Annotated in this window: 21 protein-coding genes; 4 read left to right on the top strand and 17 right to left on the bottom strand. The window is 64.2% G+C overall.

The window, feature by feature from the left end:
• Positions 1 to 66 precede the first annotated feature (66 nt).
• The 12 genes from D6B98_RS13340 to D6B98_RS13285 all read right to left on the bottom strand — a co-directional run bounded on the left by D6B98_RS13340 (position 67) and on the right by D6B98_RS13285 (position 12,288).
• Complete coding sequence (locus D6B98_RS13340; protein ID WP_126257467.1) at positions 67 to 1,308, bottom strand: threonine synthase; 1,242 nt, start codon at positions 1,306 to 1,308, stop codon at positions 67 to 69.
• A 138-nt stretch (positions 1,309 to 1,446) separates the two neighbouring features.
• Positions 1,447 to 2,868: a dihydrolipoyl dehydrogenase gene (gene lpdA / locus D6B98_RS13335; protein WP_126257466.1), complete on the bottom strand. Its 1,422-nt coding sequence runs from the start codon at positions 2,866 to 2,868 to the stop codon at positions 1,447 to 1,449.
• 17 nt (positions 2,869 to 2,885) lie between these two features.
• Positions 2,886 to 3,116, bottom strand: a complete 231-nt coding sequence (locus D6B98_RS13330; protein WP_126257465.1) for a hypothetical protein — start codon at positions 3,114 to 3,116, stop codon at positions 2,886 to 2,888.
• 22 nt (positions 3,117 to 3,138) lie between these two features.
• On the bottom strand, positions 3,139 to 4,488 hold the full coding sequence (locus D6B98_RS13325; protein ID WP_126257464.1) for a pyruvate dehydrogenase complex dihydrolipoamide acetyltransferase: 1,350 nt from the start codon (positions 4,486 to 4,488) through the stop codon (positions 3,139 to 3,141).
• 63 nt (positions 4,489 to 4,551) lie between these two features.
• On the bottom strand, positions 4,552 to 5,004 hold the full coding sequence (locus D6B98_RS13320) for a nucleoside deaminase (protein WP_126257463.1): 453 nt from the start codon (positions 5,002 to 5,004) through the stop codon (positions 4,552 to 4,554).
• 2 nt (positions 5,005 to 5,006) lie between these two features.
• Entirely contained in the window at positions 5,007 to 5,309 is a 303-nt protein-coding gene (locus D6B98_RS13315; RefSeq protein WP_126257462.1) for a DUF5076 domain-containing protein, read from the bottom strand.
• A 3-nt stretch (positions 5,310 to 5,312) separates the two neighbouring features.
• Entirely contained in the window at positions 5,313 to 6,701 is a 1,389-nt protein-coding gene (locus D6B98_RS13310; RefSeq protein WP_126257461.1) for a pyruvate dehydrogenase complex E1 component subunit beta, read from the bottom strand.
• A gap of 29 nt (positions 6,702 to 6,730) precedes the next feature.
• Positions 6,731 to 7,753 (bottom strand): pyruvate dehydrogenase (acetyl-transferring) E1 component subunit alpha, encoded by a 1,023-nt coding sequence (gene pdhA / locus D6B98_RS13305; protein WP_126257460.1) that lies wholly within the window; start codon positions 7,751 to 7,753, stop codon positions 6,731 to 6,733.
• A gap of 263 nt (positions 7,754 to 8,016) precedes the next feature.
• Entirely contained in the window at positions 8,017 to 9,534 is a 1,518-nt protein-coding gene (gene adh / locus D6B98_RS13300; RefSeq protein WP_126257459.1) for an aldehyde dehydrogenase, read from the bottom strand.
• Positions 9,535 to 9,808: 274 nt separating this feature from the next.
• A complete protein-coding gene (locus D6B98_RS13295) occupies positions 9,809 to 10,768 on the bottom strand; it encodes a helix-turn-helix domain-containing protein (RefSeq protein WP_164718577.1) in 960 nt (319 codons plus the stop codon).
• A 215-nt stretch (positions 10,769 to 10,983) separates the two neighbouring features.
• The gene (locus D6B98_RS13290) at positions 10,984 to 11,301 is read right to left on the bottom strand and encodes an FtsB family cell division protein (RefSeq protein ID WP_094977753.1); all 318 of its coding nucleotides are present in this window, start codon (positions 11,299 to 11,301) and stop codon (positions 10,984 to 10,986) included.
• Between the two features lie 99 nt (positions 11,302 to 11,400).
• Positions 11,401 to 12,288 (bottom strand): helix-turn-helix domain-containing protein, encoded by an 888-nt coding sequence (locus D6B98_RS13285; RefSeq protein WP_126257457.1) that lies wholly within the window; start codon positions 12,286 to 12,288, stop codon positions 11,401 to 11,403.
• Between the two features lie 357 nt (positions 12,289 to 12,645).
• Here D6B98_RS13285 and D6B98_RS13280 point away from each other — a divergent pair, with 357 nt between their 5' ends.
• Together D6B98_RS13280 and acmB are read left to right on the top strand one after the other, a co-directional pair.
• Positions 12,646 to 14,283: a flavin-containing monooxygenase gene (locus tag D6B98_RS13280; protein ID WP_126257456.1), complete on the top strand. Its 1,638-nt coding sequence runs from the start codon at positions 12,646 to 12,648 to the stop codon at positions 14,281 to 14,283.
• A gap of 54 nt (positions 14,284 to 14,337) precedes the next feature.
• Complete coding sequence (gene acmB, locus D6B98_RS13275) at positions 14,338 to 15,531, top strand: methyl acetate hydrolase AcmB (RefSeq protein ID WP_126257455.1); 1,194 nt, start codon at positions 14,338 to 14,340, stop codon at positions 15,529 to 15,531.
• Between the two features lie 66 nt (positions 15,532 to 15,597).
• On the opposite strand, the gene D6B98_RS13270 is transcribed toward acmB, so the two are convergent.
• The 4 genes from D6B98_RS13270 to eno all read right to left on the bottom strand — a co-directional run bounded on the left by D6B98_RS13270 (position 15,598) and on the right by eno (position 19,896).
• Positions 15,598 to 16,149, bottom strand: coding sequence for an NADPH-dependent FMN reductase (locus D6B98_RS13270; RefSeq protein WP_126257454.1), 552 nt, complete (start codon positions 16,147 to 16,149; stop codon positions 15,598 to 15,600).
• Positions 16,150 to 16,327: 178 nt separating this feature from the next.
• Entirely contained in the window at positions 16,328 to 17,326 is a 999-nt protein-coding gene (locus D6B98_RS13265) for an MBL fold metallo-hydrolase (protein ID WP_126257453.1), read from the bottom strand.
• A gap of 118 nt (positions 17,327 to 17,444) precedes the next feature.
• A complete protein-coding gene (locus tag D6B98_RS13260; protein ID WP_126257452.1) occupies positions 17,445 to 18,578 on the bottom strand; it encodes a zinc-binding dehydrogenase in 1,134 nt (377 codons plus the stop codon).
• A 34-nt stretch (positions 18,579 to 18,612) separates the two neighbouring features.
• The gene (gene eno, locus D6B98_RS13255; RefSeq protein WP_126257451.1) at positions 18,613 to 19,896 is read right to left on the bottom strand and encodes a phosphopyruvate hydratase; all 1,284 of its coding nucleotides are present in this window, start codon (positions 19,894 to 19,896) and stop codon (positions 18,613 to 18,615) included.
• Between the two features lie 174 nt (positions 19,897 to 20,070).
• On the opposite strand from eno, the gene D6B98_RS13250 reads away from it, so the two are divergent.
• Both D6B98_RS13250 and queF read left to right on the top strand, forming a co-directional pair.
• The gene (locus tag D6B98_RS13250) at positions 20,071 to 21,048 is read left to right on the top strand and encodes a Vgb family protein (protein WP_126257450.1); all 978 of its coding nucleotides are present in this window, start codon (positions 20,071 to 20,073) and stop codon (positions 21,046 to 21,048) included.
• Positions 21,049 to 21,207: 159 nt separating this feature from the next.
• Positions 21,208 to 21,660, top strand: coding sequence for a preQ(1) synthase (gene queF, locus D6B98_RS13245; RefSeq protein WP_164718576.1), 453 nt, complete (start codon positions 21,208 to 21,210; stop codon positions 21,658 to 21,660).
• A 50-nt stretch (positions 21,661 to 21,710) separates the two neighbouring features.
• Here queF and D6B98_RS13240 read toward each other — a convergent pair whose 3' ends face one another.
• Complete coding sequence (locus D6B98_RS13240; RefSeq protein ID WP_126257448.1) at positions 21,711 to 21,926, bottom strand: hypothetical protein; 216 nt, start codon at positions 21,924 to 21,926, stop codon at positions 21,711 to 21,713.
• Positions 21,927 to 21,958: the final 32 nt, after the last annotated feature.

The following is a 21,958-nucleotide window of genomic DNA, read 5'->3' as shown; positions in this document are numbered from 1 at the left end:
TGCCGCCCTCGCGGAGGCTCCCCCTCACCCCGCCCCTCTCCCCGCAAGCGGGGCGAGGGAGAACTCCTAGAATTGGGAATAATCGATCGGCTTGTGACGGTCGAGCGTGCGGGTGACCGGCGGCAGCGGATACTTCAGGCCGGTGGCGCAGTTGAACAGCATGACGCGGTCCGCCTTCGAGACGCGGCCGTCGGCGAGGCTCTCCTTGTAGGCCGCGTAGGTGGCGGCGCCCTCGGGACACAGCAGCAGCCCTTCCTCGCGCGCGACCTCGTTCAGCGCCGCCGAGATCTTGTCGTCGTCGACCGCGATGGCAAAGCCCTTGCTCTCGCGCACAGCGCGCAGGATCAGGAAATCGCCGATCGCCTGCGGCACGCGGATGCCGGAGGCGATGGTGTGGGCGTCCTCCCAGCGCGTCGCATGCTCGGTGCCAGCCTCATAGGCCCGCACCATCGGCGCGCAGCCGGAGGCCTGCACCGCCACCATGCGCGGGCGCTTGCTCCCGATGAATCCGATCTTCTCGAGCTCGTCGAACGCCTTCCACATGCCGATCAGGCCGGTGCCGCCACCGGTCGGATAGAAGATCACGTCGGGCACGTCCCAGCCGAGCTGCTCGGCGAGCTCGAGGCCCATCGTCTTCTTGCCCTCGATGCGGTACGGCTCCTTCAGCGTCGAGGTGTCGAACCAGCCGACCTTGGCCTTGCCCTCGCCGACGATCTTGCCGCAATCGTCGATATAGCCGTTGACGCGGTAGACGGTCGCGCCCTGCAGCTCGATCTCGCTGACGTTCACCTCCGGCGTGTCGGCCGGGCAGAAGATCGTGGTCTTGATGCCGCACGAGGTCGCATAGGCCGCCAGCGCCGCCCCGGCATTGCCGTTGGTCGGCATCGCCATGTGCTTGATGCCGAGCGCCTTGCCCATCGACACCGCCATGACGAGGCCGCGCGCCTTGAACGAGCCGGTCGGCAGCCGGCCCTCGTCCTTGACGATGATCTCGCCGCCGCCGAGCTTGTTGCCGAGCTTGGGCAGTCGGATCAGCGGCGTGGTCACCTCGCCGAGCGAGACGATGTCCTTGCATTTGCGCACCGGCAGCAGCTCGCGATAGCGCCACATGTCGCCGGGGCGTTGCGCGAGGGCGTCCTTGGTCAGCGCCTTCTTCACGCCGGCAAGGTCGTAGCGGACGAGGAGCGGCTTGCCGGCCTTGGAGAGATTGTGGACCTGGTCAGCGGCGTAGTGATCGCCTTCCATCGCACATTCGAGATGGGTGACGAAGGTCGGGCGCTCGATGGTGAGGTTGTCGTTGTCGTGCATGGCTCGCTTCTTTCTTCTTGCTTGTTCAAACCGCTCTTTCCACGCGCCATTGCGAGGAGCTCTTGCGACGAAGCAATCCAGACCATTTCCACGGAGACATTCTGGATTGCTTCGCTTCGCTCGCAATGACGGCGGTTGTCAAATATTCAGCACCCGTCCATACGCATCCAGCACGGCTTCCTTCATCATCTCCGACAGGGTCGGATGCGGGAACACGGTGTGCATCAGCTCCTCTTCCGTCGTCTCCAAATTCATGGCGACGACGTAGCCCTGGATCAGCTCGGTCACTTCCGCGCCGACCATGTGGGCGCCGAGCAGCTGGCCGGTCTTCTTGTCGAAGATCACCTTGACGAGGCCCTGGTCCTCGCCGAGCGCGATGGCCTTGCCGTTGCCGACGAAGGGGAAGCGGCCGACGCGGATCTCGCGGCCGTTCTCCTTGGCCTTGGCTTCCGTCAGACCGACGGACGCCACCTGCGGATGGCAATAGGTGCAGCCCGGGATCATGTTCTTGTCCATGGGGTGCGGTTTGAGGCCCTTGATCGCCTCGATGCAGATCACGCCTTCATGCTCGGCCTTGTGGGCAAGCATGGGGGGACCTGCGACGTCGCCGATGGCGTAGATACCGGGAACGTTGGTCTTGCCGTAGCCGTCGACCACGACGATGCCGCGGTCGGTCTTCACGCCGAGCTTTTCGAGGCCGAGACTCTCGATGTTGCCGACGACGCCGACTGCCGAGATCACGCGTTCGAACTCGGTCGTGACAGGCTTGCCCTTGCCGTCGTCAATGGTGGCGATGACGCTGTCGGCCTTCTTCTCGAGCTTGGTCACCTTGGTCGAGGACATGATCTTGATGCCCTGCTTCTCCAGACGCTTGCGCGCCAAGCCGGCGATCTCGGCATCCTCGACGGGGAGGATCTGCGGCAGCACCTCGACCACGGTGACGTCGGAGCCCATGGTGTGGAAGAACGAGGCGAACTCGATGCCGATCGCGCCGGAGCCGACCACCAGCAGCGATTTCGGCATCCGCTCCGGCACCATCGCTTCGAAATAGGTCCAGACCAGCTTCTTGTCGGGCTCGAGCCCCGGCAGCACGCGCGGCCGTGCGCCGGTTGCGACGATGATGTGCTTGGCCTGATAGCTCCCCTCGCCCAGCGCGCCCTTCGGCGCCTCGACGTCTGACTTCTTCACGGTGACCTTGCCCGGCGCGTCGATCGAAGCCGCGCCCCAGATCACGCTGACCTTGTTCTTCTTCATCAGGAAGCCGACGCCGTCGTTCAGCCGCTTGGAAACGCCGCGCGAGCGCTGCACGACGGCCTTCGGATCGAACGAGACCTTCTCCGCCGACAGGCCGTAGTCCCCGGCATGCTGCATGTAATGGTAGATTTCGGCCGAACGCAGCAGCGCCTTGGTCGGGATGCAGCCCCAGTTCAGGCAGATGCCGCCGAGATAGGATTTCTCGACGATCGCCGTCTTGAAGCCGAGCTGCGCGGCCCGGATCGCGGTGACATAGCCGCCGGGACCGGAGCCGATGATGATGACGTCGAAGGATGTGTCGGCCATAGCGGCTCCCGTTCAGCTCAAGAGGCGCCGCGGGCGCGGCGCTTGAAGACAACAAACCTGACCAGCCATTCGATGATCCCGACCAGGACCAGAATGGCCAGCGCGCTCAACACGATCGGTTGAGCGATGTTCCGGGACAGCTGCTCTCCCGAGAAGGCCGACCGAAGAAAATCGAGCCCAACCGGGTTGAGCGCGACGACCGCGCCGAGCAGCAGCGATATCCATGGCCAGCGGGTCCGGACATGCAAGGTTGCGCCCTCTGCAGCCGCGTCAGACCATCATCATCACGGGATTTTCGATCAGCTGCTTGAAGGCGCCGATCAGCTCGGCGCCGAGCGCGCCGTCGATGGCGCGGTGATCGCAGGACAAGGTCACGCTCATCATGTGCGCGATCTCTATCTTGCCGCCGCGCACGACGGGACGCTCCTCGCTGGTGCCGACCGCGAGGATGGTCGCATGCGGCGGGTTGATCACGGCGGTGAAGTGGCTGATGCCGTACATGCCGAGGTTGGAGACGGCGGTGGTGCCGCCCTGGTATTCCTCGGGCTTCAATTTGCGGGACCGTGCACGCGCGGCAAAATCCTTCATCTCGTTGGAGATGGTGGAGAGCGTCTTGGTCTCCGCTTTGCGGATGATCGGCGTGATCAGGCCGCCCGGCATCGCCACGGCAACGCCGACGTCGGAATGGTGGTGCTTGACCATGCCGCTTTCGGTCCAGCTGACGTTGCAGTTGGGAATCTTCTGCAGCGCCACCGCCATCGCCTTGATGACGAAGTCGTTGACCGAGATCTTGTAGAGCGGCTTCTTCTCCTTGTCCTTCGGCGCTGCCGCGTTGATCTCCTCGCGCGCGGCAAGCAGCTTGCCGATGTCGCAGTCGATGGTCAGGTAGAAGTGCGGGACGTTCTGGATCGACGCAGTCAGGCGCTGCGCGATGGTGCGGCGCATGCCGTCGTGCGGGACGATGTCGTAGGAGCCCGGCTCGAACAGCGAGAGGATCTGCTTGTCCGACATGGTGGGCGCGATCGAGGGCGCGCCGGAGGGCGCAGCCGCGGGCGCCTTGAGGCCCTTGCCCGACTTGGCCTGCTCGACGTCGCGCGCGACCACGCGGCCGTGCGGACCGGTGCCGGTGACCATGCCGACATCGATGCCGGCTTCCTTGGCCAGACGCCGCGCCAGCGGCGATGAGAACACGCGACCGCCATGGCCGTTGCTCTGCGCGGCCGGAGCTGCGGCCTGCGGCGCGGGTGCGGCGGCAGTCGGAGCAGCCTTCGGCGCGGCAGGCGCGGGCGCAGCCGCCGGAGTCTCTGCGGGCTTGTCTGCTTTCGGCGGCGCGGCCGAAGCGCTCGGCTTGGCGCTACCCGCCGCCTTCACATCCTCGCCCTCGCCGGCGAGCACCGCGATCACGTCGTTGACCGGCACGTCCTGCGTGCCCTCGGGCACCAGGATCTTGGCAATCGTGCCCTCGTCGATGGCCTCGACCTCCATGGTCGCCTTGTCGGTCTCGATCTCGGCGATGACATCGCCGGATTTGACCTTGTCGCCTTCCTTCTTCAGCCACTTGGCGAGGTTGCCCTTCTCCATCGTCGGCGAGAGAGCGGGCATCAGGATGTTGATGGGCATGCTGACCTCAAGAAGAACTTTGCAAAACGTCGCCTTCGACAACCGAAGACGAACAGACCAGGTTTAGTTGCCGATGTCGCCCTGCCACAGGCGCTCATTGGCAGGATTGGAACGCCAATTCTTCATCATGGTGATGGAGCGGTCGTCGGCAAGGTCGATCCAGGGGATGCCGAACTTGTCGAGGATGTCCTTGGATCCCTCGAAGGTGACGGACTCCCCGATCACCACCAGCTTGACCTTGAACAGCGCGAGCGCGCCCGCGCACATCGCGCAGGGCGACAGCGTGGTGTACATGACGGTGTCGTGGAACGAGATCGCGCCGGCCGCGCGCAGGCAGCTCATCTCGCCGTGCAGGATCGGATTGTTCTCCTGCACGCGGTTGTTGTGGCCGCGGGCGATGATCTTGTTGTCGCGCGTCAGTACCGCGCCGATCGGCAGGCCGCCTTGCGCGATCGAAGCCTCGGCCTCGCGGATTGCCTCGAGCATGAGATCGAAATGATGGGATTCGATGGCCACGGTCAGTGTCCCTTGCCGCGCGGCGTCGTGGTGCCGGTGTCAGTGGGACGCTCGATCTCGGCCTGGAACATCTCCAGGATCCGGTTCAACGCGTCCTCCTCGGTGTATTCGCTCTCGCGCGCATAAGCGCGCGCGGCGTGGCGGGCCAGATCGACGAGCAGCAGGCCCCACATGTCGGGCTCCTCGAAGGCGCGCTGGAACGCCATCGACAGCCCGCCGTCCAGCACGAACACGCGCAGGATCTCGACCGCGTCGTCGCGGCTCATGACGTCGGGCGGCAGTGGCTGCTCCTTCGGGCCCGCCATGGCCTACCTGTAGCAGACGGCTTTGGCGGCCTCGACGACTTCCGCCGCCGTGGGCAGCGCGAGCTTCTCCAAATTGGCGGCATAAGGCATCGGCACGTCCTTGCCGGAGACGCGCGCGACCGGCGCGTCCAGATAATCGAAGGCGTTCTCCATGATGCGCGCGGCGATCTCGGCGCCGACGCCGCTCTGCGCCCAGCCCTCTTCCACCGTGACGGCGCGACCGGTCTTCTTGACCGAGTTGATGATGGTCTCGGTGTCCATCGGCCGCAGCGTGCGCAGATCGATCACCTCGGCCTCGATGCCGTCCTTGGCGAGCTCGTCGGCGGCCTTTAGCGCATAGGTCATGCCATTCGACCAGGAGATGATGCTGACGTGGGTCCCTGCGCGCACGATGCGGGCCTTGCCGATCGGGATGATGAAATCGTCGAGCTTGGGGACTTCGCCGGTGTGACCGTAGAGCACCTCGTTCTCGAGGAAGATCACCGGATTGGGATCGCGGATCGCGGCCTTGAGCAGACCCTTGTAATCGGCCGCCGAGAACGGGGCGACGACCTTGAGGCCGGGCACGTTGGAGTACCAGGCCGAATAGTCCTGGCTGTGCTGGGCGGCGACGCGCGCGGCGGCGCCGTTCGGGCCGCGGAATACGATCGAGCAGCCCATCTGGCCGCCGGACATGTAGAGCGTCTTGGCCGCGGAGTTGATGATCTGGTCGATCGCCTGCATGGCGAAGTTGAAGGTCATGAACTCGACGATGGGCTTGAGGCCCGTCATCGCCGCGCCGACGCCGACGCCGGCGAAGCCGTGCTCGGTGATCGGGGTATCGATGACGCGCTTGGCGCCGAACTCCTGGAGCAACCCTTGCGTGACCTTGTAGGCGCCCTGGTATTCGGCGACTTCCTCGCCCATCACGAAGACGTCGGGATCGCGGCGCATCTCTTCGGCCATGGCATCGCGCAGCGCTTCGCGGATGGTCTGCGTGATCATCACGGTGCCGGCGGGCACTTCCGGATCGGGTTCGGCGACGGCCTGCGGCGCCGGCGCGGCCTTGGGCTGAGGCGCTTCGGCCTTCGCAGCGGCGGGGGCGGCGGATTCCGCGGCCTTCTGCTGCGCGGCCGGCGCGGGCGCCTTGGCGAGATCGGCAGCGCTCTCGCCGTCGGCGAGGATGGTTGCGATCGGCGTGTTCACGGCGACATCGGCAGTCCCTTCGGGGATCAGGATCTTGCCGAGCGTCCCCTCGTCGGTCGCCTCGACCTCCATCGTCGCCTTATCGGTCTCGATCTCGGCGATGACGTCGCCCGACTTGATGGTCTCGCCCTCTTTCTTCAGCCATTTGGCGAGGTTGCCCTTCTCCATCGTGGGCGACAACGCGGGCATCAGCACTTGAATTGGCATGTCTTCTCCAAACGAAAGCTTGCGCGCGTTCAGCGGTAAACGTCGGTCCAGAGCTCGGCGGCATCCGGCTCGGGATCATGCTGGGCGAAATCGGCGGACGCGTTGACGATGTCGCGCACCTCGGCGTCGATCGCCTTGAGATCGGCCTCGCTGACCTTCGCGGCCAACAGGCGGTTGCGCACCTGCTCGATCGGGTCCTGATCGTGGCGGACCTTCTCGACCTCCTCGCGCGTGCGATATTTTGCAGGGTCGGACATGGAGTGGCCGCGATAGCGGTAGGTCTGCATCTCCAGGATGTAGGGGCCCTTGCCGGCGCGGCACCAGGCGGCGGCCTCGTCGCCGGCGGCCTTCACGGCGCGGACGTCCATGCCGTCGACCTGCCTGCCGGGGATGTTGAAGGACACGCCGCGCTTGGAGAAATCCTGCTGGGCCGAGGCACGCGAGACCGAAGTGCCCATGGCGTAGCGGTTGTTCTCGATGACGTAGATCACCGGCAGCTTCCAGAGCTCCGCCATGTTGAAGCTCTCGTAGACCTGGCCCTGATTGGCCGCACCGTCGCCGAAATAGGTGACGCTGACATTGTCGTTGCCGCGATAGTGATTGGCGAAGGCCAGACCCGTGCCGAGCGAGACCTGGGCGCCGACGATGCCGTGGCCGCCGTAAAAATGCTTCTCCTTGCTGAACATGTGCATGGAGCCGCCCTTGCCCTTGGAATAGCCGCCGCGGCGGCCCGTGAGCTCGGCCATGACGCCGTTAGCGTCCATGCCGGTGGCGAGCATGTGGCCGTGATCGCGATAGCCGGTGATGACCTGATCGCCCGGCTTCAGGGCCATCTGCATGCCGACCACCACGGCCTCCTGGCCGATATAGAGGTGGCAGAAGCCGCCGATCGCGCCCATGCCGTAGAGCTGGCCGGCCTTTTCCTCGAACCGCCGGATCAGGAGCATGTCGCGGAGCGCCCTGAGCTCCTGCTCCCTGGTGAATTCCGGAGGCGAACCGCCGTCGGTCTTGTGCTGTGGAGTGCTTGCGGCGGCTTTCTTGGGTGCGGCCATAGGAATTCCGGGTCAGAGAAAACTTTCGCCCTCTCTAACCCAAGTCAAACGCCCTTGGAAAGCACCGCGGCGACTTGGCACGACTTTCATTATGCCGCACTGCAACGTGGTCGAAATATTGGAAAATCTTTGGCGCCGATCGGGCAACAAATCTACGCGTCACGATGCGGAGCTGTGACCAGCTCAAGAACTATGCATCATGCCGATCCCAGTCGTCGAAGCGGACGGCGCCGGACATGGCGCCGCCCTCTCCGCATTCCCGATCAGAAGAAGCCGAGCTTCTTCGGGCTGTAGCTGACCAAGAGGTTCTTGGTCTGCTGATAATGATCGAGCATCATCTTGTGGGTCTCGCGACCGACGCCCGACTGCTTGTAGCCGCCGAACGCCGCGTGGGCGGGATAGGCATGGTAGCAATTGGTCCAGACCCGGCCGGCCTGGATCGCCCGGCCGAAACGGTAGCAGCGGTTGGCATCGCGGCTCCAGACGCCGGCCCCGAGGCCGTACAGCGTGTCGTTGGCAATCTCGAGCGCCTCGTCGTCGGTCTTGAAGGTCGTGACCGAGACCACGGGACCGAAGATCTCTTCCTGGAAGATTCGCATCTTGTTATGGCCCTCGAACACGGTCGGCTTGACGTAGAAGCCGCCGGCGAGATCGCCGCCGAGCTCGGCCCTTCCGCCGCCCGCGAGCACCTTGGCGCCTTCCTCCTTGCCGATGTCGATGTAGGACAGGATCTTCGCCAGCTGCTCGCCTGATGCCTGCGCACCGATCATGGTGGTGGCATCGCGCGGGTCGCCCTGCTTGATCGCCGCAACACGCTTCAAGGCCCGCTCCATGAAGCGGTCATAGATGTCGGCATGGACCAGCGCACGGCTCGGACAGGTGCAGACCTCGCCCTGGTTCAGCGCGAACATGACGAAGCCTTCGATCGCCTTGTCGAAGAAATCGTCGTCCTCGGCCGTGACGTCCTTGAAGAAGATGTTCGGCGACTTGCCGCCGAGCTCCAGCGTGACGGGAATGAGGTTCTGGCTGGCGTACTGCATGATCAGCCGGCCCGTCGTGGTCTCGCCGGTGAAGGCGATCTTGGCGATGCGCGGGCTCGAGGCCAGCGGCTTGCCGGCCTCGAGGCCAAAGCCGTTGACGATATTGAGGACGCCGGGCGGCAGGATATCGGCGATGAGCTCGGCCCAGACCATGATCGAGGCCGGGGTCTGCTCGGCAGGCTTGAGCACGACGCAATTGCCGGCGGCGAGCGCGGGCGCGAGCTTCCAGCAGGCCATCAGCAGCGGGAAGTTCCAGGGGATGATCTGGCCGACCACGCCGAGCGGCTCGTGGAAATGATAGGCGATGGTGTCGTGGTCGATCTCGCCGATCGAGCCTTCCTGGCCGCGCACCACGCCGGCGAAATAGCGGAAATGGTCGATCGCCAGCGGCAGGTCGGCGGCGCGGGTCTCACGGATCGGCTTGCCGTTGTCCCAGGTCTCGGCGATGGCGAGACGCTCGAGATTCTCTTCCATGCGATCGGCGATCCGGTTCAGGACCGCGGCGCGCTCGGCGACGCTGGTGCGGCCCCAGGCCGCCTTGGCGGCATGCGCCGCGTCGAGGGCGGCCTCGACGTCCTGCGCGTCGGAGCGCGCGATCTTGCAGACGACCTGACCGGTCACCGGCGAGGCGTTGTCGAAATATTTGCCGGAGATCGGCGCGACGAACTTGCCGCCGATGAAATTGTCGTAGCGTTCGGCAAAGGGAACTTTGGTGACGCTGAGGAATTCCACCTTGTTCATTGATCACTCCCGTTGATTGCTGCTTGCTTGCCGTCGTGTGCTCACGACTTGCGCCGACGATGATGCGGGAGGCGTTTTCTGTCAGCCCCGGCGGGAGCGATGGCGAGGCGGACCTGTCGCAGTTCTGCGACAGGTCGCGGGCGAGGTAGTGCGCGATTCAGCGCTCGTAGCTTCCACGGCGTCATTGCGCAGCGAAGCAATCCAGAGTCTCTCTGCGGAAAGATTCTGGATTGCTTCGCTGCGCTCGCAATGACGATTGGAGAAATAGCCCGGCTCAGTGGTTCAGTTCGAACCGCTTCAGCTTCCTGTGTAGCGTGGCGCGGCTGACGCCGAGAGCCTTGGCGGCCGCCGAGACATTGCCGCCGGCGCGGAGCAATGCCCGTTGCACCACGGCGCGCTGACCGCCGGCAAGATGATCGTGCGCGGCATCGCCGCCGAGCAGATCGGCTGCGGGCACCGGCCGCAATGCCCGGCCGGGCGCAATCCCGAGCGCCGCCCGGGCGGAGCGGGTGGCGCCGATCACGAGATCGTCCGCATCGACCGCGAGGAGGCCCCCGCATTGGCCGTCCGCAGCTTGCGTCAGCACGATGCGGGCATGGGCGAACGCCTTACGGAACAGGTCCGCTTCGATCCGCTTGGCCGCCTCGCCCGCCGCAAGTGCGATCAGGCTGGAGAACGCATCGGTCCGGTCGGCGCGGCAGGAGGAGACGTCGAGCACGCCGGCGAGCGCAGCCTCATGGTCGTAGATCGGAACGGCGGTGCAGCTCAGAAGCGTGTTGCGGGCGAAGAAATGCTGGTCGCGGTCGATCGTCAGCGCACGCTGCTCGACCAGGCAGGTGCCGATGCCGTTGGTGCCCTCATGCTCCTCGCTCCAGAGCGCACCGGTCCACAGGCCCCAGGATTGAAACGTCGCATCGTCCGCCGGCGTGCCGCGGCGATCGACCGGCACGCCCTCCCCGTCGGCGAGCAGCACGCAGCAGCCGCTCGCGCCGACGGCCTGATAGAGCCGGTCCATCGCGCCTTGCGCGGCGGCCAGCAGCGGGGCGACACGCTCGCGCGCCCGGTGCAGCTCGGCCTCGGTCAGCCGCAGCGGCGAGGTGCGGCCACCGGGATCGAGATGATGCAATCTGGACGAACGGCGCCACGAGGCCACGAGCGCGGACCGAGCCGCCTGGCCTGACGCGATGGCGGCCTCGACACGGGCCGCGTGATGCCGGGGCATTGACCCATTCATCACAGTTTCCTCCAGATGACAGACTAAAACGTGCCGGCGTCACCTGCTTGATCTGCGTCAACTTCAGCGAGCGCTACACAAGCCATGAGCCCGCCGCGGTGCCGGCGTCAAGGCAGCCAGCCGGTTCCAGAGTTACGACCTTCGAAGGAGCAAGGCGCAAAGAGGTCGGATTTCGCCAGCGGCTTTCGTGTCGATTTTGAAGCTTGCGGAAAGCGCTACTTCGCCGGGATCATCCGAACGAGATCGCGCGGATTGACGTAGTCGAGCTGGTACCGTGCCCGCTCGTCCAGCATGTCGGGGTCGATCCGCTCGGACCGCAGCAGCGACACCCGCTGCTCGCTCCTGGCGCGCTCACGCTTGAGCTGGGCCAGTTCGCTGGTCAGCGCGATGATCTCCTGGTCGAGCTCCTGGCGAGCGTTCAGGCCGTATTTGCCGGTGTAGGCGTTGACGCCGAAATAGCCGACGATGGCCGCCGCCATCGCGTAGAGGGCAAGGCCGGTCAGGATCGATTTCAGGCGCGCGCGGGAGACCATCCTGGGAAGATGGGACAGGTTGGTTAAGGGAGTGCTAATTCCGCCATTCCATACCGAACCTTCATGGTCAGGACCGGGTCCGATTGGGACGCAGCGAGACTAACTCAGGCAGCTCTTGCGATATTCTGCGGGCGTGATGTTCAGGTGTCTGCGAAAGATCCGGTTGAGATGGCTCTGATCGGAAAATCCGCTCAAGAGCGCAATCTCCTTCAGAGCAAGCCGATCCTTGCGCAGGTGTTGGCAGGCACGCTGCACCTTGCGGCTCAGCACATAGGCATGCGGCCGCATGCCGTAGTGGACCTGGAATTTGCGCGCAAACTGCACCGGCGTGCAGTTGCAGATATTGGCGAGCTCCTCGAGCGTGATGTTCCTCGACATGTTCTGCTCGATATAGTCCTCGATCAGCCGCGCGTGGGCTGGCCTGAAGCGCCCCTGTGCACAGGGCATCTTGAATTGCACGGAGGCGTATCTTCGCAGGAGGTGCACACTCGCCTGAAGTGCCAGCGCATCATAGCAGAGCCGCCCGCCCGGAGCTCCTTCGGACACCTCGTGCACCATGCGGTCGCCGATCCAGGTCAGCACCGGATCCTCGATCCTGAGCAGGTCGTGAAGCTCGATGCCGTCCGGATCGCGGTCAAACGCTTCGCTCGCCGTCTTCGCCATCAAGGTCGGGGAAATGTAGAAATGGCTGACCTCGATGTCGTGGCTCCAGCGCCAGTTCGAAGGCTCCGCACGCGTTAGCAGTGTCGTGACGCCGCGGCCAACATAATCCTGCTTCCAGACGCCGGTCACTCGGCGATTCATCGACGTTGTGCCTTCGCGATACACGACGATCAGGAAGTTCTCGTTTGGGGGAACCCAGATGTCCGATGGCGCATAGCGGAAGACGCGCAGCCGAAAGTCGGATTTGCCCACCGCCGAACTGTCCAGCATCAGCTCGCCGGGCGCGTAGCGTGGCAGCTCCTCGACCGTGATGAATTGGCCCATCGCGCGAGCCTCCCCTCCCTAGGATCTTGTGGCGCGGTTGACCGCTTCCGCTTCTCATTGGCCGAACGGCAGGAGGAGAGCATAAGCCGGTTTTGCAGTTTGCCAAGCGAACTGTGTCGAGGTCCGGCGCCGGGCTCCGTTCAAAGGATTGTCGGTTTTGTTCAAGCCCCAAAGCTCGGTGTCTCGTAGCCTTTCTTGTGTTCCGGGCATTGCGGGAGAAGCGGCGGAGCGGCCGCGGGCCAAACGAGCCCATTCCATCGCGCTGCTGGGATCGAAATGACGCGATGCACCAACGTCCGATGACCTCATGGACGGGGGAAGGTCGCGTGCGCTCTGGAAACGTGAGGAGGGACTCATATGGAAACCGATGGCAAGACCAATGGAAGCAATGGCGCGCATGACACGGCCAAGCTCGATGCCCTCGTGGTGGGAGCCGGCGTCGCAGGACTCTATCAACTCTATCGTTTGCGCGAGCAGGGATTGAGAGTCAGGGCGATCGACGCCGCGTCGAGCGTCGGCGGCACTTGGTACTGGAATCGATATCCCGGGGCGCGCTTCGACTCGGAAGCTTACATCTACCAGTATCTGTTCTCCGAGGAGCTGTATAAGGGTTGGAGCTGGAGCGAGAAATTCCCGGGCCAGCCGGAAATTGAACGTTGGCTCAACTACGTCGCCGACCGTCTCGATCTCCGCAAAGACATCCAGTTCGGCACAACGGTCAAAAGCGCCCATTTCAACGAAGCAACACAGCGCTGGCTGGTCACGACCGACAAGGGCGACGTGATCGACACCCAGTTCCTGGTCACCTGCTGCGGCATGCTCTCGGCCCCCCACGTGTCGTTTCCGGGCCAGGAGACTTTCAAGGGACAACTGTTCCACACAGCGCGCTGGCCAAAGCAGCCGATCGACTTCGCGGGGAAGCGCGTCGGTATCATCGGCAACGGCGCAACCGGCATCCAGGTCATCCAGACGATCGCGGGCGAGGTCGGCCATCTCAAGGTCTTCATCCGTACGCCCCAATACATCATCCCGATGAAGAATCCCAAATTCAGTGCGGCGGACGCGCAAGCCTACAAGTCCAAGTTCGAGCACTTCAAGCAGCGTTTGCCGCACACCTTCACAGGTTTCGAATATGATTTCGAGCATGCGTGGGCCGGCCTATCACCCGAGAAACGCCGGGAGGTGATCGAGGATTGCTGGAATGACGGCTCGCTGAAGCTATGGATCTCATCCTTCGCCGAGCTGTTCTTCGAAGAGCCGGTCAACGCGGAAATCTCGGACTTCGTCCGCGAGAAGATGCGTGAGCGGCTCAAGGACCCGAAGCTGTGCGACCTCCTGATCCCCGCAGAGTATGGCTTCGGGACGCACCGGGTGCCGCTCGAGCAGAACTTCCTCGAGGCTTTCCATCGGCCCAATGTCGAGATCGTCAGCGTCAAGAACAATCCGATCGAACGGGTGACGCCGGTGGGCATCCAGACCGCCGACGGCACGGTCCATGAGCTCGATATGATCATTCTCGCAACCGGCTTCGACGCCGGTACTGGCGCCCTGACGCGCATCGATATCAGGGGACGGGGCGGACGATCGCTCAAAGAGGATTGGGCCAGGGATATTCGCACGACGATGGGCCTGCAGGTTCACGGTTACCCCAACATGTTCACGACAGCCGCGCCGCTCGCGCCTGCGGCTGCTCTGTGCAACATGACCACGTGCTTGCAGCAGCAGGTCGAATGGATCGACAACTGCATCAGGTACATGCGGGCCAAGGGCCTGAAGGTGATCGAGCCGACCAAGGACGCGGAAGACGGCTGGGTGACGCACCACGACGAGATCGCCAACGCGACGCTGATCGCGAAGACCAATTCCTGGTACCTGGGCTCGAACGTCGAAGGCAAGCCGCGCCGCGTTCTTTCTTATTGCGGCGGCGTCGGCGCCTATCGCCAGAAATGCGACGAAGCCGCGGCGAGCGCATACCAGGGCTTTGCCATGAACTGACCGCGCAAGCGCCGCCTCGAGCGAACAATTTTCAATCCACACCGGAGGACAATTATGATCATGAACTTTGGCGCGACGGCAGACACGCTTCTCGACGATGTCGTTGCATCCACGCCGAGCGTACCGGGCGTCGTCGCGATGGTGACGAATCGCTACCGCAACGTCTACGAGGGCGCTGCCGGCAAGCGCCGGCTCGATTCTGCCGCCGACATGACGACCGACAGCATCTTCGCCATCTTCTCCACGACGAAGGCGATTACCGGTACGGCGGTCCTGCAACTTGTCGAGCAAGGCAAGCTCGATCTCGACGCGCCTGCGAAGCGCTATGCGCCCGAGATCGGCAAGCTCCAGGTGATCGATGGCTTTGACGACAGGGGCGAGCCGATCCTGCGTCCGCCAAAGCGCGATATCACCACCCGCATGCTGATGACTCACACCGCAGGATTGAGCTACGATTTCATCAACCACACCTACAATCGGCTGGCCCAGGAAAAGGGTCAGCCAAGCGTGATCACCGCGTCCAAAGCCTGCCTGATGACCCCGCTCCTGTTCGAGCCGGGCGAGCGATGGGACTACGGAACCAACATCGATTGGTGCGGCCAGATCGTCGAAGCCATCGCGGACCGACGGCTCGGGGACGTCTTCAAGGCGCGCATCTTCGAACCGCTCGGGATCAAGGACATGACCTTCGAACTGACCGAGCCGATGCGCCAACGACTGGCCGGTATCCACGCGCGAAACGCCGACGGCTCGCTGACGCCGATGGATTTCGAACTGCCGGCCAAGCCCGAAGTTCATATGGGGGGTCACGGGCTCTACGGCACCGTCGGCGACTACATGCGCTTCATCCGCATGTGGCTGAATGACGGAGCGGGCGAGTACGGCCGCGTGCTGAAGGCCGAAACCGTGCGCATGGCGGAGAAGAACCATCTCGGCGACAAAAAGGTGACGCCGATCAGCGGAGTCATTCCCTCGCTGTGCAATGACGCGGAGTTCTTCCCCGGCCAGTCCAAGTCGTGGGGACTGACCTTTATGATCAACGACGAACAAGCGCCGACGGGACGTCCCGCCGGCGCGCTTGGCTGGGCGGGCCTTGCCAACCTGTTCTACTGGATCGACCGCCAGAACGGCTTCGGCGGGTTTTGGGCCACCCAAATTCTCCCCTTCGGTGATCCAACATCGTTCATCGGTTACATGAACTTCGAGACGGCGTTCTACCAGAGCCTGAAGCAGCGCATGGCAAGCTAGACTTGCGTCTCAAGGGTCCAATGGGAGGCCGATCGTTGGATCGGCCTCGTCCTCAGCAATGCGGCCTCAGCCCTGGTTCTTCGCGACGTGCGCGGCGAACGCTTCGAGGTACTGCTGCAGCACCGTCTTCAGGGAGTCCTTGGTCAAATTACCGTCCGCGTCGAAGGCATCGCCGACGCCGTTGAGGTAGATTTCCGGCTGCTGCAGCAGCGGACCGGAGATGCCCGGCAGGATGTTCTGCAGATGCTTGGCCGCGCTGACGCCGCCGAGCGGTCCCGGCGCGTTCGAGACCATGCCGACCGGCTTGCCGAGGAGCGAGCTCTTGCCATAGGGGCGCGAGGCGACGTCGATGGCGTTCTTGAGGACGCCCGGGATCGAGCGATTGTATTCGGGGGTGACGAACAGGACGCCGTTGGATTTCTGAAGCTTGTCGCGAAAGGTCAGCCAGTCCGCGGGCGGCGTAGCCTCGAGATCCTGATTGAAGAACGAGATGCCGGCCGGCGTGATGACCTCCAGCTTCAGCGAGCCGGGCGCGAGCTTGGCGAGCGCGTTGGCGATCTTCAGCGAAAAGCTGTCCTTGCGCAGGCTGCCGGCGATCGTGACGATATTGTAGGCCATGAGGTGTCCTTGAACCTTGAGGAGAAGTGCCCGATGGCACTTAAGCGATCCGGACCGATGGATGCAAGTGCATGAATCAGCCCGATTTGGAAACGCTGCGTTTCGCGAAAGTAGATGGTCCAAACAATTCGGGCCGCCAAGCGGCGGCCCGATCCTTGCGCACGGATACTGACCCAGCTCAGAGCGTCGGATTCCACGCCGACGGGATCAGGCGATACTTGGCGCCATCCTTCTCGACATGGCCGACCGACGGGAACGCAAAGTGGAAGCCGACCACCCTCGCCTTCTCCGCTGCCGCCATGTCGTAGAATTTGTGGCGCGTGGCCTGCGCCATCGCTGCGTCCATGTCGAACACGACGTGCCAGTCCGGATTGCGCAGGAAGAATTCCGGGATGTTGGTGACGTCGGATTGGATCAGCACCTTGGCATCGCCCGACGCAACCGCGAACGAGGTGTGTCCGGGCGTGTGGCCCGGCGTTGCGATCGAGGTGATGCCCGGCGCGACCTCCTTGCCCCAGTCATACTTCGTCACCTTGGACTCGAGGCCGGCGAAGATTTTCTTCACGTTGGCGAAGTTGCTCTTCAGCGCCTGATTGGACTCGGCCTTGGCGGCGTTGTCCTCACTGGTCCAGAACTCCCACTCCTTGCCGGGCACCATGATCTCCGCGTTCGGAAAGGCCAAGGCGCCGTCGGCCAGCCGAACGCCGTTGATGTGGTCGCCGTGCATATGCGACAGCAGCACAACGTCGACGCTCTTGGGGTCGATGCCGGCAGCCTGGAGGTTCTGCAATGTGCGGCCGACTGCGCCCTTGCTCGCCTCGAGATTGGCTATGCCGTTGCCGGTATCAATCAGCACCAGCTTGGAGCCGGTATTGATGAGCTGCGGGTTGAACGGGATCGTGACCATGCCCTTCGGCATGTAGGCCGCCTCCCCTGCGGCCAGCGCCTCGTCCTTCGGAATGTTGGTGACGAACTTGTCCGGCATCGGAAAGGTGCGCGCACCGTCGTTGATCGAGGTGCACTCGAAGCTGCCGACCTTGTAGCGATAGAAGCCCGGCGCCTGCGTTCCCGCTTGCGGGACTGCGGCCTTGGCGGCGGTCGGTCCAAGCCCGGTCGCGGCAGCCGCACCGAGGGCGGCGGCGCCTGCGAGCAGTTGACGGCGATTGAGATCGATCATGGAGAGGTCCCCTTCTGAGCGCTTTGCGGCTTTTCCGCTTGCAATAGCGGCGGAATAATCTCCCGCTGCGCTCAGAAGGCAAGACCTTCCTTCGGTGACCTGCCGGCGCAGATCACGATTATTTATTCGGGTTGATGAGGAATTTTTCCCCGGTGGCGCGTTTGCCGTACACGGCGATGTTGGCGGGATCGAGCGCCTCGGCCAGCGAGACCACCTTGGTGTAGTGACTGGCGAAGGTGGTCTTGAGCTCGGACGCCACGCGCTGGCGCAGGCGGCCGATCTCGGCCGGGCCGATCTTCTGGAGGAACGGCGTCAGCAGCCAGCCGCCGACGCCCCAGGTCAGGCCGAACGACCGGCTCAATTCGGTCGGCCGATTGTCGAGGCTGCCGTAGATATAGACCTGTTTGTACACGTTGGAGCCGTAGCGGCTGTATTCCTTCGCGGTCTTGTTGGCCGCAACTTCCATGGCGGTCAGAATCTGGCTGGCCAGCTTGCCGCCACCGATCGCGTCGAACGCGATCGTGGCGCCGGTCTCGACCAGCGCATTGGTGAGCGCGTCCGTGAAATCAGGGGCGCTGGAATCCACGATGTACTTGGCGCCGATCTTGCGCAGGATATCCGCCTGCTCCTTGCTCCGGACGATGTTGACGAGGCCGATGCCGTCCTTGATGCAGATCTTGTTGAGCATCTGGCCGAGATTGGAGGCCGCCGCGGTGTGCACGAGCGCCTTGTGGTTCTCGCGCCGCATCGTCTCGGTCATGCCGAGCGCGGTGAGCGGATTGACGAACCAGGACGCGCCGTCGGCGGCCGTGGTGCCCGCCGGCAGCTCCATGACGTCGCGGACCTTCAGCACGCGGTACTGCGTGTACATCGCGCCGCCGATCATCGACACCGTCTTGCCCATCAGGGCCTTCGCAGCGTCCGACGATCCGGCCCCTATCACCGTGCCGGCGCCCTCGTTGCCGACCGGCAGAGACTGATCGAGCCGGGCTCCCATCATCCGCATCGCCGCCTCCGGCATCGTCGCGGTGATGACCGGCATCTCCTTCGTGCCGGAGGCCTTGGCGGCCGACATGTCGGCCGGACCGATCAGGAGCCCGAGGTCGGAGGGGTTGATCGGCGTCGCCTCGACGCGAACCACGACCTCGTCGTCGGCCGGCTCCGGCGTCGGGACGTTCACGAGGGACAATTCCAGCTCGCCGCTCTTCTTGAGCAGCGAACGCAGCTGCAGTCCGGACTTGCCGTCGCTCATGTCGGTCCTCCCCTGTGTTTGGTAAAGCGCCGGCTTATGCCAGCGCCTTCAGTGCCGCCTTGCCGCCGTAGAGCGCCTGCTTGCCGAGCTGCTGCTCGATGCGCAGGAGCTGATTGTATTTGGCGGTGCGGTCGGAACGCGCAAGGGAGCCGGTCTTGATCTGACCGCAATTCGTTGCGACCGCGAGGTCGGCGATGGTGGAATCCTCGGTCTCGCCGGAGCGGTGCGACATCACCGAGGTGTAGCCGGCCTTGTGCGCCATCTCGACGGCGGCGAGCGTCTCGGTCAGCGTGCCGATCTGGTTGACCTTGATCAGGATCGAGTTGGCGCGGCCGGCCTTGATGCCGTCGGCGAGGCGCTTGACGTTGGTGACGAACAGGTCGTCGCCGACGAGCTGGCACTTCTTGCCGACGAGGTCGGTGAGCTCCTTCCAGCCGTCCATGTCGTCTTCCGACATGCCGTCCTCGATGGTGACGATCGGATAGCGCGAGACGAGGTCAGCGAGGTACTTGGCCTGCTCGGAGATCGAGCGAGTCTTGCCCTCGCCTTCATAAACGTACTTGCCGGCCTTGAAGAACTCGGTCGAGGCACAGTCGAGGCCGAGCACGATGTCGCTTCCGGCCTTGAAGCCGGCCTTGCCGATCGCGTTCATGACGAAGTCGAGCGCGGCGTCGGCCGACGGCAGGTTCGGGGCAAAGCCGCCCTCGTCGCCGACATTGGTGTTGTGGCCGGCCTTCTTCAGCTCCGACTTCAGCGTGTGGAACACCTCAGCGCCATAGCGCAGGCCCTCGGCAAAGCTCGACGCGCCGACGGGGAGGATCATGAACTCCTGGAAGTCGATCGGGTTGTCGGCATGCACGCCGCCGTTGATGATGTTCATCATCGGCACCGGCAACAGGCGCGCCGAGGTGCCGCCGACGTAACGATAGAGCGGCATGTCGAGCGAGTTCGCGGCGGCCTTGGCGCAGGCCAGCGAGACGCCGAGGATGGCGTTGGCCCCCAACCGGCTCTTGTTCGCCGTGCCGTCGAGGTCGATCATGATCTGGTCGATCTGGGCCTGCTGCTCGACATCGAGGCCGCTGAGGGCCTCGAAGAGCTCGCCGTTGACGGCGCCGACCGCCTTGCTGACGCCCTTGCCGAGATAGCGCGCCTTGTCGCCGTCGCGCAGTTCCACCGCCTCATGGGCCCCCGTCGACGCGCCCGAGGGCACGGCAGCGCGGCCGAGCGCGCCATCCTCCAGCACGACATCGACCTCGACGGTGGGATTGCCCCGGCTATCGAGGATTTCGCGGCCGATGATGTCGATAATGGCGGTCATGATGTGCACTTCCGTTCGTTAGGGCTGATCGGTGCCGCGGGTCTTACACGGGCCGCAAGCAAATGTGAACGCTTGGACGGTGGGCTTCGACTGACGCGTGAAGCGGCCAGGGCTAAGCTCGAATTCGCCTGATCTGCGCGTCCAACCTCAATCTCAACCAGCCGGGGTAACGCCATGAATCGCCGCCAGTTTCTCGTCTCGAACGCCGCGCTGCTCTTGAGCCGCCCAGCTCTTGCCCAGGAAGGTCCGTTCCGGACGAAATATTTCCCGGTCAGTGCCGGCATCGGCCTGCATGATCTGGCCCCCGCCCCCGACGGTTCGGTCTGGTTCACGGCGCAGGGCAAGGGCCTGCTCGGCAGGCTCGATCCCCGGGATGGCCGTTTCAAGACGATCAGCCTCGGCGAGGGCGCCGCTCCGCATGGCGTGACCATCGGCCCCGACGGCGCGCCCTGGATTACCGAGGGCGGCCAGAACGCGATCGCACGGGTCGACCCTTCCGATCTCAAGGTCACCCTGTTCCGCCTGCCGGAAAAGTTCGCTGCCGCCAATCTCAACACCGGCGTGTTCGACAAGGAGGGCACCTACTGGTTCACCGGTCAGTCCGGCTATTACGGCCGCCTCGCGCCGAAGTCTGGCGACATGAATGTGTTCAAGGCGCCCAAGGGCGTCGGCCCCTACGGCATCACGGTCACCCCCAAGGGCGATGTCTGGTACGCCTCGCTGGCCGGCAGTCATATCGCCAAGATCGATCTGGCGACCGGCAACGCCAGCGTTGTCGAGCCGCCGACGCCGGGCCAAGGCTCGCGGCGGGTGTGGTCCGACTCGAAGAGCCGGATCTGGGTCAGCGAATGGAATAGCGGCCATGTCTCGGTGCACGATCCCGCGGACAGCACCTGGAAGACGTGGAAGCTGCCGGGCGAACGCCCCCGCGCCTATGCCGTCTTCGTCGACGACAAGGACAAGGTCTGGCTGACCGATTTCTCCGCCAACGCCATCGTGCGCTTCGATCCCGCTACGGAGACGTTCAACGTCTTCGCCAGCGACAAGGCCAATGCCAATGTGCGCCAGCTCGACGGACGGCCGGGTGAGCTCTGGGGCTGCGAGTCCGGCAACGACCGCATCGTCATGATCCAGACGATCGCGAGCGGTTGACGGCCGCGATATTTGCGTCCATCCCGGCATCATCCAGAGCGCGATCTTATCGCGCTCTAGCCTTTTTTTGACTGAGCGTGATCTCTCGGAAAACCGGTGCCCATTTTGCGCTAATGCGGCCCTCCGGGTCCGGATCATGCTCCACAGGATGTGACGACGATGGCGAAAAAATCCCTCCAGCTCGGCCGTGCGATCGAGTGGCCGCACACACCGGAAGACGCCCAGCTCGACCGCGTGCCCAATCCGCAAAAGGGCACCGACTATCTGGTGCGCTTCACCGTGCCGGAATTCACCTCGCTCTGTCCGGTCACTGGCCAGCCGGATTTCGCGCATCTGATGATCGACTACGCGCCGGGTGCGTGGCTGCTGGAGTCGAAATCGCTCAAGCTCTATATCGCGAGCTTCCGCAACCACGGCGCCTTTCACGAGGACTGCACCGTGATGATCGGCAAGCGCATCGCCTCGGAGATCAAGCCGAAATGGCTGCGCATCGGCGGCTATTGGTATCCGCGCGGCGGCATTCCGATCGACGTGTTCTGGCAGACCGGCCGCGTGCCGAAGGGCCTGTGGGTGCCCGAGCAAGGCGTCGCGCCCTATCGCGGGCGGGGCTGAGAACGACGTGAACGGCGAAGCGCTCGAACCTGGTTGCGAGGTGCGTTGCGCTACTTCGAGACGGATGACCTTTCCCAGGGACGTTTGCCGTTGGCATCTCGGTCCCATGGACGCGCGGTCGGCGCGTTCTTTTCCTCGGTAGCCGCTTTCGCGCGGTCAGCCTGCACCTGCTCGCGATCCGTCACGGGCGGCTTGGGCTCGACTTGAGGCGTCTGCGCGGCGACCGGAGCAATGGCGAGCAGCGCGGCGATCAGGAACTTTGTCATCCCCGGCTGTAGCACGCCGACGGCACGACGTC

It is taken from the genome of Bradyrhizobium sp. LVM 105, assembly GCF_003957705.1.
GTDB lineage: Bacteria > Pseudomonadota > Alphaproteobacteria > Rhizobiales > Xanthobacteraceae > Bradyrhizobium > Bradyrhizobium frederickii.
Note: the sequence above shows the minus strand (reverse complement) of the source record. Positions and strands in the feature narration are given on the sequence as shown.

Bases quoted from the DNA above. Each gene is read 5' to 3' on its own strand.
- D6B98_RS13340 (WP_126257467.1), bottom strand. From the start codon at position 1,308: ATGCACGACAACGACAACCTCACCATCGAGCGCCCGACCTTCGTCACC.
- lpdA (WP_126257466.1), bottom strand. From the start codon at position 2,868: ATGGCCGACACATCCTTCGACGTCATCATCATCGGCTCCGGTCCCGGC.
- D6B98_RS13325 (WP_126257464.1), bottom strand. From the start codon at position 4,488: ATGCCCATCAACATCCTGATGCCCGCTCTCTCGCCGACGATGGAGAAG.
- D6B98_RS13315 (WP_126257462.1), bottom strand. From the start codon at position 5,309: ATGGCGGGCCCGAAGGAGCAGCCACTGCCGCCCGACGTCATGAGCCGC.
- D6B98_RS13310 (WP_126257461.1), bottom strand. From the start codon at position 6,701: ATGCCAATTCAAGTGCTGATGCCCGCGTTGTCGCCCACGATGGAGAAG.
- pdhA (WP_126257460.1), bottom strand. From the start codon at position 7,753: ATGGCCGCACCCAAGAAAGCCGCCGCAAGCACTCCACAGCACAAGACC.
- adh (WP_126257459.1), bottom strand. From the start codon at position 9,534: ATGAACAAGGTGGAATTCCTCAGCGTCACCAAAGTTCCCTTTGCCGAA.
- D6B98_RS13295 (WP_164718577.1), bottom strand. From the start codon at position 10,768: ATGAATGGGTCAATGCCCCGGCATCACGCGGCCCGTGTCGAGGCCGCC.
- D6B98_RS13290 (WP_094977753.1), bottom strand. From the start codon at position 11,301: ATGGTCTCCCGCGCGCGCCTGAAATCGATCCTGACCGGCCTTGCCCTC.
- D6B98_RS13285 (WP_126257457.1), bottom strand. From the start codon at position 12,288: ATGGGCCAATTCATCACGGTCGAGGAGCTGCCACGCTACGCGCCCGGC.
- D6B98_RS13280 (WP_126257456.1), top strand. From the start codon at position 12,646: ATGGAAACCGATGGCAAGACCAATGGAAGCAATGGCGCGCATGACACG.
- acmB (WP_126257455.1), top strand. From the start codon at position 14,338: ATGATCATGAACTTTGGCGCGACGGCAGACACGCTTCTCGACGATGTC.
- D6B98_RS13270 (WP_126257454.1), bottom strand. From the start codon at position 16,149: ATGGCCTACAATATCGTCACGATCGCCGGCAGCCTGCGCAAGGACAGC.
- D6B98_RS13265 (WP_126257453.1), bottom strand. From the start codon at position 17,326: ATGATCGATCTCAATCGCCGTCAACTGCTCGCAGGCGCCGCCGCCCTC.
- D6B98_RS13260 (WP_126257452.1), bottom strand. From the start codon at position 18,578: ATGAGCGACGGCAAGTCCGGACTGCAGCTGCGTTCGCTGCTCAAGAAG.
- eno (WP_126257451.1), bottom strand. From the start codon at position 19,896: ATGACCGCCATTATCGACATCATCGGCCGCGAAATCCTCGATAGCCGG.
- D6B98_RS13250 (WP_126257450.1), top strand. From the start codon at position 20,071: ATGAATCGCCGCCAGTTTCTCGTCTCGAACGCCGCGCTGCTCTTGAGC.
- queF (WP_164718576.1), top strand. From the start codon at position 21,208: ATGGCGAAAAAATCCCTCCAGCTCGGCCGTGCGATCGAGTGGCCGCAC.
- D6B98_RS13240 (WP_126257448.1), bottom strand. From the start codon at position 21,926: ATGACAAAGTTCCTGATCGCCGCGCTGCTCGCCATTGCTCCGGTCGCC.